This is a genomic window from Colwellia sp. SU-HH01217 (assembly GCF_057543495.1).
Genome location: NZ_BAAJLX010000005.1, coordinates 82,990 through 95,277, shown reverse-complemented (window position 1 = coordinate 95,277; position 12,288 = coordinate 82,990). Strand labels below are relative to the sequence as shown.

Annotated in this window: 9 protein-coding genes; 3 read left to right on the top strand and 6 right to left on the bottom strand. The window is 38.0% G+C overall.

From position 1 onward, the window contains the following. The first annotated feature begins 157 nt into the window (after nucleotides 1–157). Nucleotides 158–628, top strand: coding sequence for a low molecular weight protein-tyrosine-phosphatase (locus tag AC27G3_RS08330; RefSeq protein ID WP_487120565.1), 471 nt, complete (start codon nucleotides 158–160; stop codon nucleotides 626–628). Between the two features lie 303 nt (nucleotides 629–931). Here AC27G3_RS08330 and AC27G3_RS08325 read toward each other — a convergent pair whose 3' ends face one another. Continuing rightward, nucleotides 932–1,984, bottom strand: coding sequence for a 3-deoxy-7-phosphoheptulonate synthase (locus tag AC27G3_RS08325; RefSeq protein ID WP_487120563.1), 1,053 nt, complete (start codon nucleotides 1,982–1,984; stop codon nucleotides 932–934). A gap of 177 nt (nucleotides 1,985–2,161) precedes the next feature. Further along, complete coding sequence (gene ppsR / locus AC27G3_RS08320) at nucleotides 2,162–2,971, bottom strand: posphoenolpyruvate synthetase regulatory kinase/phosphorylase PpsR (RefSeq protein WP_487120561.1); 810 nt, start codon at nucleotides 2,969–2,971, stop codon at nucleotides 2,162–2,164. A gap of 218 nt (nucleotides 2,972–3,189) precedes the next feature. On the opposite strand from ppsR, the gene ppsA reads away from it, so the two are divergent. Both ppsA and ydiJ read left to right on the top strand, forming a co-directional pair. Continuing rightward, the gene (gene ppsA, locus AC27G3_RS08315) at nucleotides 3,190–5,562 is read left to right on the top strand and encodes a phosphoenolpyruvate synthase (RefSeq protein WP_487120559.1); all 2,373 of its coding nucleotides are present in this window, start codon (nucleotides 3,190–3,192) and stop codon (nucleotides 5,560–5,562) included. 197 nt (nucleotides 5,563–5,759) lie between these two features. Beyond that, the gene (gene ydiJ, locus AC27G3_RS08310; RefSeq protein ID WP_487120557.1) at nucleotides 5,760–8,858 is read left to right on the top strand and encodes a D-2-hydroxyglutarate dehydrogenase YdiJ; all 3,099 of its coding nucleotides are present in this window, start codon (nucleotides 5,760–5,762) and stop codon (nucleotides 8,856–8,858) included. Nucleotides 8,859–8,978: 120 nt separating this feature from the next. Here the strand turns inward: ydiJ and ccoP are convergent, their stop codons facing one another. The 4 genes from ccoP to ccoN are packed head-to-tail and all read right to left on the bottom strand — an operon-like array spanning nucleotide 8,979 to nucleotide 12,222. After that, nucleotides 8,979–9,953 carry a cytochrome-c oxidase, cbb3-type subunit III gene (gene ccoP / locus AC27G3_RS08305; protein WP_487120555.1) on the bottom strand — a complete coding sequence of 325 codons (975 nt, stop codon included), beginning with the start codon at nucleotides 9,951–9,953 and terminating at the stop codon, nucleotides 8,979–8,981. Then, a complete protein-coding gene (locus tag AC27G3_RS08300; protein WP_487120553.1) occupies nucleotides 9,946–10,137 on the bottom strand; it encodes a cbb3-type cytochrome oxidase subunit 3 in 192 nt (63 codons plus the stop codon). Before AC27G3_RS08300 ends, ccoP begins: the two co-directional genes overlap by 8 nt. A 5-nt stretch (nucleotides 10,138–10,142) precedes the next feature. Continuing rightward, the gene (gene ccoO, locus AC27G3_RS08295; RefSeq protein ID WP_487120551.1) at nucleotides 10,143–10,787 is read right to left on the bottom strand and encodes a cytochrome-c oxidase, cbb3-type subunit II; all 645 of its coding nucleotides are present in this window, start codon (nucleotides 10,785–10,787) and stop codon (nucleotides 10,143–10,145) included. A gap of 10 nt (nucleotides 10,788–10,797) precedes the next feature. Beyond that, nucleotides 10,798–12,222: a cytochrome-c oxidase, cbb3-type subunit I gene (gene ccoN, locus AC27G3_RS08290; RefSeq protein WP_487120549.1), complete on the bottom strand. Its 1,425-nt coding sequence runs from the start codon at nucleotides 12,220–12,222 to the stop codon at nucleotides 10,798–10,800. Between the last annotated feature and the right edge of the window lie 66 nt (nucleotides 12,223–12,288).

Here is a 12,288-nt window from a genome sequence, read left to right as displayed (position 1 = left end):
ATAACTAAATATAGGAAGGACTTTTAAGTGTGTCAAGTAACTGGAAAAAAACAGTTTTATTGTGTTTTTCACTAATTTTATTAAATAATCAGTTATTTTATTCTTGTAGTAGTGTTACTCTCACAAAAGAAATATCAGGGAATATCAGGCTAGTTATATGACTATTAAAAACATTAAAAGTGTCTTATTTGTCTGCATGGGCAATATTTGTCGCTCACCAAGTGCAGAAGCTGTATTTAGGAAGAAATCACAAGAGCAAGGTTTATCTTTACTTATAGACTCTGCAGGCACAGTAGGAGCACATGTGCGTGAGAAACCTGATCATCGTGCACAAAAAATGGGTGCTGAGCGAGGCTATTCATTTAACGGTATAAAAGCACGTAAAGTCACGATTGATGATTTTAATGATTTTGATTTAATACTCGCAATGGATCAGCATAATGTCGACGAATTGAAAAAAATAGCTCCGCCTGAACTGCGTTATAAAATAGTGTTATTTTTAGATTTTGCACTCAATTATGAAGAAGCAGAAGTGCCAGATCCTTATTATGGTGGAGCTAATGGCTTTCGTTTTGTGCTAGATTTAGTTGAAGATGCCAGCGATGGCTTAATTGAACAACTTATTTAACCTGAATTCGGTTTAAGATATAGTTAATAATTTGAAAAATAAATAACTATTTTTACCTCTCTAGCTTGATAGGGATGCTTAATTCAAGGAAAATTTCGCGTTAATGGTTGGCCTATTGTAAGAAATTGAACGAAGAAGTAAGGAAAAATAGCTACTAGAGAAATATTTGTTAAGCAGAACTCAAGTTATTTAATATCACTAATGTGTATCTAAGTGTTTGGCGACTCATTAGACAAAAATAAAAGACGAGCGTATAAAACGCTCGTCTTTTTCGTATAAACTTACTTAAACTTATTGATAATGTTACTGTTGACGGCCTTTAACTGCATTGGATAATAACGCTAGAATATCCACACTGGCATCTAAATCTACGCAGGCATCTGTTATACTTTGCCCGTAGGTTAGTGGTGTGTCGGCTTTTACTGCTTGATTACCTGCAACGATAAAGCTTTCAATCATTACGCCAAATATCGACTTGTTGCCTTGTTCAATTTGTTCGGCAATGGATCGTGCTACATCAATTTGTTTGTTGTGATCTTTATAACTATTACCATGGCTACAATCTACCATAATTCGTGGTTTTAGAGCGCCACTTTCCAGAACTTTTTCAGTTTGTTGTATATCTTCTTCGTGATAATTGGGCGCTTTACCTCCTCGCAAAATTACATGGGCAAATGGGTTACCGTGGGTTTGATAAATACACATTTGGCCACTTTTATCAGGAGAATAAAGAACATGAGGCACACTTGATGCTTTAATGGCATCAATGGCTATTTTTACATTGCCATCAGTACCGTTTTTAAAACCAACAGGGCAAGACAATGCTGAAGCGAGTTCGCGATGGACTTGGCTCTCTGTTGTTCTTGCACCAATAGCTCCCCAGCTAATAAGATCTGAAATATATTGACCGGTAACCATGTCTAAAAATTCGGTGCCGGCGGGTAAGCCCATTTCATTTATATCAACGAGTAATTGCCGTGCTAAATTTAAACCTTTGGCAACACGGAATGATTTATCTAAATCAGGATCGCTAATCAGACCTTTCCAACCCACAGTAGTACGAGGTTTTTCAAAGTATACTCGCATTACAATTAATAACTGGTCACGATATTTTTCATGGAGCACTTTAAGCTGCTTTGCGTAATCAATAGCAGCATCGGTGTCATGAATCGAACAAGGGCCGATAATCACTAATAAGCGATCGTCTTCACCACTGATAATCGCTTCAATTTCTTTTCTGCTGGAAATAATAAAGTCAGCAGTTTCTTCTTTTAAAGGAATTTTATTCGCAAGCTCGGCAGGAGAAACGAGATTCTCAATCAACGTTGTGCGAAATTCATCTGTTTTAATCGTCATGATTTTTCAACTAAGTGTATGGCAACTTCGCTATATAACTGCTTTTGCCACTATTAAATATGGCGCTAACATAGCGAATATAAGCGGTATTGTGAACCGCTTTATTGATTTTTTACCAACTAATTTGTTCTATAGACGAGCGAGTTGGCAATAAATGCTGACATAGAACATTAAAAATTAGTATTTATATCGCTGTAAGCCTGTCTGAGAAAGGATTTTTGCGGTTATTTCTTCAACCGAAAATTTAGTTGTATTTAAATAAGGGATTTTTTCTTGTTTGTAAAGTTTTTCTACTTCTCGAACTTCCATTCGACACTGCCGTGCAGAGGCATACTTACTGTTTGCCATTCTACCATCTCTAATGTCCATTAACCGTTGAGCATCTATAGTTAAACCAAAGAGTTTCTTTTTATGTTTTTTCAAAAAACTTGGCAGTTTTAGTTCATCCATGTCGTCGTCAGTAAAGGGGTAGTTTGCTGCTTTTATGCCATATTGTAAGGCAAGATATAATGCGCTTGGCGTTTTGCCAGAACGAGAAACTCCTACTAAAATTACATCGGCATGTTCAAAGTTTGTAATATTTGAACCATCATCGTTAGCCAAAGCAAAATTAACTGCATCTATTCGATAGTCATAACTATTTTCATGAATACTATGGGTACGATGGGCTTTTGGTTTTGCTTTAATACCAAGTTTTTCTTCAAGTGGAGAAACGAACTGTTCTAAAAAATTATAAATGACGCCATCACAGCTATCAATAACTTCACGAATTTCAGGGTTAACGAAGGTATGAAAGACTAAAGCCGGTTCACCAGTGTGTTTTGTTTTTTTATTAATTTTATCTTTTACTTCTTTTGCTTTTTCAACACTTTCAACAAAAGGAATAGTGAAGTGTTCAAATTCAGTAGGAAATAAAGAAAGTAAGGCGTGACCAAAAACTTCAGAGGTTATTGCTGTACCGTCAGATATATAAAAAGCAGCGCGCATGTGTTGTCCTATATGAAAAGTTTAACGGATAAGATCTTTTTGTTATAGCTAGGCACTAATTAATGTCACATTTATACCGAATAACTATTTTTGTTTCACTATTTGCCAGTGTAGAATATCAGTTAATACAAATAATTTTATTGGTATTAGCTTACTCTATTTTTAGTGAACTAAAAGAGTAAGACTCACACTTTTTTATCTTTTTTGGAGATTTTGTTGTGCAAGATTATGTACTTTGGTATGAAAACTTAGGCATGGGTGATGTGGATCGTGTAGGCGGTAAAAATGCATCACTTGGTGAGATGATTTCAAATTTAGCAAACGTGGGGGTACAAGTTCCTGGTGGCTTTGCGACTACTTCTTTTGCCTTTAATGAGTTTCTTGAGCAAAGCGGTCTTAACGATAAAATTTATAAATTGCTTGATGATTTAAATGTGGACGATTTATCTGCGCTGGCAAAAGCTGGAGAGTCGATTCGTCAATGGATTATCGACACACCATTTTTACCTGACATGCAAAAAGCCATTGAACAAGCGTATCAGCAACTTGCAGCGGGTTTTGTTGATGATGCTTCTTTTGCCGTTCGCTCATCAGCAACAGCGGAAGATATGCCTGATGCCTCGTTTGCTGGTCAACAAGAAACCTTTTTAAATGTGCGAGGCATGGACGCGGTATTTTTAGCCATTAAACATGTTTTTGCATCTCTCTTTAACGATAGGGCTATTTCTTATCGTGTTCACCAAGGTTACGATCATCGTGGTGTTGCACTTTCTGCAGGCATTCAGCGCATGGTGCGCAGCGATATTGCAGCTTCTGGTGTTATGTTCTCAATTGATACAGAGTCTGGCTTTGAAGATGTGGTCTTTATTACTTCTTCATTTGGTCTTGGCGAAATGGTTGTACAAGGGGCGGTTAACCCAGATGAGTTTTATGTACACAAACCAACATTAGCCAAAGGTAAACCTGCTGTTGTTCGCCGTAATATTGGTAGCAAAGCCATTAAAATGGTTTATTCAGATAGTGGCGAACACGGTAAACAAGTTGAAATTGTTGATATTGATGAGAAGGATTCAAACCGATTTTCATTGACCGATGCTGAAGTGCAAGAGCTTGCTAAACAAGCGGTTATTATTGCTGAGCATTACAAATGTCCAATGGATATTGAGTGGGCAAAAGATGGCTTAGACGGTAAACTTTACATTGTTCAAGCACGCCCTGAAACAGTAAAAAGTCGTGAAACCGGTAATGTAATGGAACAATATCAACTACAAAGCAGTGCGAATATTGTTTGTGAAGGACGCTCTATTGGGCAAAAAATAGGCTCTGGTGAAGCAAAAGTTTTAGCCTCACTAGATGAAATGGATAAAATTCAACCGGGCGATGTACTGGTGACCGATATGACCGATCCTGACTGGGAACCAATCATGAAACGTGCTTCTGCTATCGTTACTAATCGTGGCGGACGCACATGTCATGCAGCAATTATTGCACGTGAAATGGGGATCCCTGCTGTTGTTGGTTGTGGTGATGCCACCAGTAAAATTAAAACAGGCGATAAAATAACAGTTTCGTGTGCAGAAGGTGATACCGGTTTTATTTATGACGGAGAGCTTGATTTTACTGTCACTAAATCTGAAATTGATGCCATGCCTGAACTGCCGCTTAAAATAATGATGAATGTCGGTAACCCTGATCGTGCTTTCTCTTTTGCTCGTTTGCCTCATTCTGGTATTGGTTTAGCGCGACTTGAATTTATTATTAATAAAATGATTGGTGTTCATCCCAAAGCATTACTTAATTTTGATGAGCAACCTGCCGATTTGAAAGAAGAAATTAATGATATAATTGCGGGTTACGACAGTCCTGTAGAGTTTTATATTGCCAAACTTACCGAAGGTATTTCAACACTTGCTGCTGCATTTGCTCCTGAAAAAGTGATTGTGCGTATGTCTGATTTCAAATCTAATGAATATGCCAACCTTGTGGGCGGAGAAGAATTTGAGCCTGAAGAAGAAAATCCTATGATTGGTTATCGTGGTGCTGCACGTTATATCTCAAAAGATTTCAGAGAGTGTTTTGCTTTAGAATGCGAAGCAATAAAACGCGTGCGTAATGACATGGGATTAACCAATGTAGAAGTCATGATCCCATTCGTTCGTACATTAGGCGAAGCAGAAGCTGTTATTAATATTTTAGCTGAGCATGGCTTGAAGCGTGGTGAAAACGGTTTACGCATTATTATGATGTGTGAACTGCCGTCTAATGCTTTACTAGCCGATCAATTTTTAGATTATTTTGATGGATTCTCTATTGGTTCTAACGATTTAACACAGTTAACCTTAGGTTTAGATAGAGATTCTGGTTTAATCGCGCATTTATTTGATGAGCGAGATCCTGCCATTAAAGTGCTATTAGAAATGGCGATAAAAGCCTGTAAAGCGCGCGGTAAATATGTTGGTATTTGTGGTCAGGGTCCATCAGATCATGCAGACTTCGCTGCATGGTTGGTTGAAAAAGGCATTGATAGTGTGTCATTAAACCCTGATACAGTTTTGCCAACTTGGTTATATTTAGCTGAACAGCATAAATAGCCACTATTTAAATTTTGCATTTTAAATGCAATTTTAACTAATACAGCGGTAAAGCTTACTAATTAAGTCTAAGAGTAATGCATTAACTATATGCAAATGTTCTTAGGCTTTTTTATTGGCCCTTATTATTTTACTCACTTTTAAGAAAAGCTCTGATATACTGCTAGCCATCAAAAAGCTGTTAAAAATTAATCATTATGCTACCTCGGTTAGACCCTCAAAGCCTTGTTTCTGAGTTATATCAAGAATTTTCTCAATCGCTAATCTCTCAACAATTTTCTGGCGATATTAATACCAGTTATGGTGCGCGGTTAAGTGTGGCAACCGATAACAGTATTTACCAGCAGCTACCTCAGTTGGTCTTGCACCCTAGAACACAAAAAGATATTCAAATTATTTGCTTACTCGCTTCAAGTGCTAAGTTTAATGACATTAAGTTTAGTGCTAGAGGCGGAGGCACGGGAACTAATGGTCAAAGCTTAACTCCAGGCGTTGTTGTTGATTTATCAAAATACATGAATCGTATTTTAGAAATTAACGTTGAAGAAAACTGGGTAAGGGTTGAAGCAGGTGTGGTAAAGGATCAACTCAATGACTATTTACGCCCGTATGGTTTTTTCTTTTCACCAGATTTATCAACTAGTAACCGAGCAACTATTGGGGGCATGATCAACACCGATGCTTCAGGTCAAGGGTCATTAGTGTATGGTAAAACATCTGATCATGTTTTAGGGTTAGAGTCGGTATTGATTAATGGTGATTACCTATCAACGTCTCCACTTTCTATTGAAGAAGCTGAACAATTAGCAAAAACCGACAGTAGCCATGGAAAAATTGTTAAACAAGCTCTTAATGCTTGTCGAGACAATCGTGCACTTATTTTAGACAAATTTCCTCGTTTAAATCGATTTTTAACGGGCTATGATTTAGAAAATGTTTTTAATGACGAGCTAACCACTTTTGATTTAAGCCGATTAATCACTGGCTCTGAAGGCTCATTAGCTTTTGTCTGTGAAGCAAAGTTAAACCTAACCAAAATAGCTACAGCAAAAACATTAATTAATATTAAGTATAATAGTTTTGATTCAGCGCTGCGTCACTCTCCTGCGTTAGTTAAAGCGAAAGCCACATCTGTAGAAACGATTGATTCAAAAGTATTATCACTCGCGAAACAAGATATTGTTTGGCACTCTGTGAGTGATTTAATAACAGATGTACCCAATAAAGTGATGGATGGCATTAATATTGTTGAATACAACGGTGAAAGCGTAGAAGCTTTGGCTGAGCAGGTCGCTCAACTGACTCAACAACTTGACCAGGATATTATCGACAGTGAAACTAGCGATAAAGGTGTCATTGGTTATCAAGTAACCTCAGACCTTACCAGTATTGGTAAACTGTATGGTATGCGTAAAAAGGCGGTTGGTTTATTAGGTGCAGGCTTTGAAGGTGAAAAAAATGGCAACCCTAAACCGTTAGCATTTGCTGAAGACACCGCGGTTCCTCCTGAAAAATTAGCGGACTTTATTGCAGAGTTTCGCCAATTACTCGATAGTCACGGTTTACATTATGGCATGTTCGGTCACGTTGATGCTGGTGTGTTACATGTACGTCCGGCACTGGATATGTGTGATGAAAACCAAGAGAAACTACTAAGAGAAATATCCGATCAGGTTGTTGCATTAACCGCTAAATATGGTGGTTTAATGTGGGGTGAACACGGCAAAGGATATCGCTCTGAATACGGTCCTGAGTTTTTTGGTCAACAGCTTTTTACCGAACTAAGAAAAATTAAGAGTGTCTTTGATCCGCTTAATAAGATGAATCCCGGAAAAATTTGCACGCCGATCGAATCGACAGAGTCTTTAGTGTCTGTTGATGATCAAAAACGCGGACATTTCGACAAACAAATTTCTGTCGTTGTTAAAGACTCTTTTAGCTCAGCACTAGACTGTAACGGTAACGGTTTGTGCTTTAACTATGATGCTGACAGTCCAATGTGTCCATCGAGTAAGGTAACACGAGATAGAAGGCATTCACCGAAAGGCAGAGCCGGTCTGATGCGCGAATGGTTAAGGTTGTTAGAAAAGCAGGGCGTTGATGTTTTAGCATTAGAAGAGAATATTAATGGTTGGTCAGTAAAAGCGTTATTAGAACGTAGTATCAATAAAGTTAAACATAAATTTGATAAAACTAATCAAGATGATTTCTCTCATGAAGTTATGGAAGCGATGTCGGGATGTTTAGCATGTAAAGCTTGCGCTAGCCAATGTCCTATTAAAGTTGATGTGCCTGACTTTAGAGCGCGCTTTATTAACTTATATCATTCTCGTTACTCTAGACCTCTAAAAGATCATTTAGTTGCTAATGTTGAAGTGTTAGCGCCTATATTAGCCAAAGCGCCCACAGTAGTGAATAGCGTCTTAAAGACTAAACTCTACGATAAGTTTTCTAGCGCAACTATTGGTTATGTTGATACCCCTTTGCTTTCTGTTCCTACATTAAAAGAACGAGTTAAAACAGCGGGCTTTTGCTCATTTGATTTAGCTAAATTACAAGCGTTGACTGAAAAACAGCGTAAAGATTATGTACTTATTGTACAAGATCCGTTTACCTCTTTTTATGATGCGAAAACCGTACAAGCTATGATGAAGTTAGTAGATAAGCTTGGTTTAATTCCTATTTTATTGCCCTTCAAACCTAATGGTAAAGCACAACACGTAAAAGGCTTTTTATCGCGTTTTGCTAAAACAGCCAAATCGTCAGCGCAGTTTTTAAATCAACTGCAACAATTAGGTATCCCTATGATTGGCATGGACGCTTCTTTAGTACTTTGTTATCGAGATGAATATAAACAAATTTTGGGCAGTGAACGTGGCGATTTTGAGGTTATTCTTGCTCATGAATGGTTAATCAATGAAATTCAACAAAATGAGCGTGTCACAGAGCAAAAGCTGAAAGCTAATGATATTCGATACAAATTATTTGCCCATTGCACTGAGAAAACAGCGCTAGTTAAAAGTGAAGATCAATGGCTGAATATTTTTACCGCTTTTGGTTTATCATTAGACAAAGTTCCTCTAGGTTGTTGCGGCATGGCGGGGACTTATGGTCATGAAAAATCTAATCTAGAAAACTCTAAAGACTTATTTACCATGAGTTGGCAGGGTAAGCTTAACGATTTAGCAGATGAACAAGTGTTGGCTACAGGTTTTTCATGTCGAAGCCAAGTAAAACGATTAGCAGGTATGAAGCCACGCCACCCTGTAGAAGCCTTACTTGAAGTACTGGGCTAGGGATTGTATAAACGCTTATCTATCAAAGCACTTAAATTAAAAACTAAGAAAGAAAAAGGGCTTGTTAAGTAATTAACAAGCCCTTTATTTTTACGTTAACTTAACGCTAATGATGAAGCATTATTTATCTTGAGAAAGACTATAAACATAAGCGCTAATAACATGCACTTTTTCTTCGCCAAGAATGTCTTTCCATGGTGGCATTACACCAGCTCGACCATTGCGAATAGAAGCTTCAATTGCTTTTTGTGAACCACCATATAACCAAATGTTATCGGTTAAGTTTGGTGCACCCATAGGTGTTCCCATTGCTAGGCTACCTTGTCCGTCAGGACCATGACAACCAGCACAAATGGCAAACTTAGCTTTACCAGCTTCGGCAAGATCTGGGTTTACAGAGCGACCACTTAAACTAATTACATATGCGGCTACTTCCTTAATGCCTTGTTCACCGCCAATTGAAGGGCCCCAAGCCATCATGCCTGTGGCCTTACGACCATTTAAGATGGTTTCTTTAATCGCTTCAGGTGAACCGCCATATAACCAATCTTTATCTGCTAGGTTAGGGAAGCCAGTTGTGCCTCGAGCATCAGAGCCGTGACACTGTGAACAGTTATGTAAAAATAAGCGTTGACCTACTTTTATTGCTTCTTCGTCTGCTGCTAAGTCTTCAATACTACGAGCAGCGTAAGCGTTAAAAATAGGTGCATACTTTTCATCTGCATCTCTTACTTCACGGTCATATTGTACTAAGATATGAGAACCTTCTTTCAAATTCTCAGCTGTTTTAGCTTTTGACTCTTCAAGATTTAAGATGCCTTGGTTAGAGCTTTTCCAACCTAGTAAGCCATCCCAACTGCCTAAACCGTATAGTGCTAAATAACCGAATGCCCAAATGATGGTTAACAAGAAAAACGTACTCCACCATTTTGGTAGTGGGTTGTTTAACTCTTCAATGCCGTCAAAGGTGTGGCCCATAGACTCACCTTCTTCAACACCAGCAAAATTCTTTAAACACATGCGTAGTAGTAAAAAACAACCCACTAATGTGCCAAGGGTAAGAACCCAAATCCATATATTCCAGAAGCTAGACATTGTTATTAGTCTCCTGCTTGTTAATTTCTTTTTTATTATTTTTTACATCACTTTCATCAAAAATAGAGTTCGCAGCATCATCAAAATCTGATTTGCGTTTCTTATTATATGACCAAGCAACAATAATAATAAAAAGTGCCAATATTAGTAGGGCAAAAACCCCTCGAAGCGTACCGTAATCCATAGCCATTACTTAAGTGCGTGGCCAAGAGATTGTAAATAAGCGATAAGAGCATCCATTTCTGATTTGCCTGCAACCGCATCTTTGGCACCCGCTATTTCTTCAGCAGAATATAGTGGAATATTTTCACCATTTTCATCTTTATGACCGCGGTTTCTAGTAAGAAAATTAAATGTTTCCAATTTCTTACCGGTAATCTCGCCATCAAGCATGGTATCTTCAAGCCATTTAAACGAAGGCATATTTGACTCTGGTACAACTGCACGAGGGTCAATTAAATGTACACGATGCCAATCGTCACTATAACGACCACCAACACGAGCTAAGTCTGGGCCTGTACGTTTAGAACCCCATAAAAATGGATGCTCCCATACATGTTCACCCGCAACACTATAATGACCATAGCGTTCAGTTTCAGCTCTAAATGGACGAATCATCTGGCTGTGACATACGTGACAACCTTCACGAATATAAATATCGCGTCCTTCCATCTGCAGTGCCGTATAAGGTTTTAAGTTATCGACAGGGGTTTGTGTTTCTTTTTGGAAAAACAAAGGAGTAATTTCTACTAAGCCACCAATACTGATCGCCATAATGGAAAAAATAACAAACAAACCAATATTTTTTTCGACTTTTTCATGATTATTTTTCATAGTTTGCTCCTTAAGTTGCTTCAACTGCTTCAAGACTTCCGTCTTTCGCATTGATTGTTTTCATCATGTTGTAAATCATGATACCGAAGCCAGCAACTACTAAAACACCACCTAAGAAACGGATAATGTAGAATGGGTACGAAGCCGTTAAACTTTCCACAAAGCTATAAGTTAACGTACCATCAGTATTTACAGCACGCCACATTAATCCTTGCATAACACCTGAAATCCACATAGCTACGATATATAAAACGATACCAGCAGTGTGCATCCAAAAATGAATGTTAATTAAACGAATACTGTACATACGACCTTGATTAAACAAAACAGGAATTAAATGGTACATCGCACCAATTGATACCATAGCAACCCAACCAAGAGCACCTGAATGAACATGACCTACCGTCCAATCTGTATAATGAGAAAGCGCGTTTACCGATTTAATTGCCATCATTGGGCCTTCAAATGTCGACATACCATAGAAAGACAAAGAAACAATTAAGAAGCGTAAAATAGGATCGTGACGAAGTTTATGCCAAGCACCAGATAAGGTCATAATACCGTTGATCATACCACCCCAAGAAGGAAGGAATAATACAATAGACATTACCATACCAACAGTCTGTGCCCAATCAGGCAAAGCAGAGTAATGAAGGTGATGAGGACCCGCCCAAATATATAAAGAGATTAAAGCCCAAAAATGCACGATAGATAAGCGGTAAGAGTATACAGGACGTTCCGCTTGTTTAGGGACGAAGTAGTACATCATACCTAAGAAACCTGCTGTTAATAAGAAACCTACGGCATTATGTCCGTACCACCATTGCATCATGGCATCTACAGCACCAGAGTAAATAGAGTAAGATTTCATCATAGAAACAGGCACAGCCATGCTGTTACCAATATGTAAAACAGCAACGGTTAAAATAAAACCACCGAAGAACCAGTTAGCCACGTATATGTGAGACGTTTTACGCTTGAACAATGTGCCAAAAAATACTGTTGCATAAGATACCCAAACAACAGCAATTAAAATATCAATTGGCCATTCTAATTCTGCGTATTCTTTTGTGCTAGTGTATCCAAGCGGTAGCGAGATAATAGCAGCAAGAATAATAGCTTGCCATCCCCAAAAAGTGAATGCGACGAGCTTGCCACCATACAGTGCTGTTTTACATGTTCGCTGCACTACATAATAAGAAGTTGCAAATAAAGCGCTAGTACCAAATGCAAAAATTACTGCATTAGTATGAAGAGGTCTTAGACGGGAGTAGGTTAACCAAGGTGTTTCAAAGTTTAATGCTGGCCAAACGAGTTGAGCAGCAATAATAACACCTATAAGTGTACCAACGAATCCCCAGATTACCGTCATAACAGTAAATTGACGTACAACTTTATAGTTGTACTCTACTGCTGACGTATTACTTTGAGTCATGTTATGGATTCCGCAATTATAATTATTAACGTGGTTGGTTTAAATTAAAGCCAATCTTTAATATAA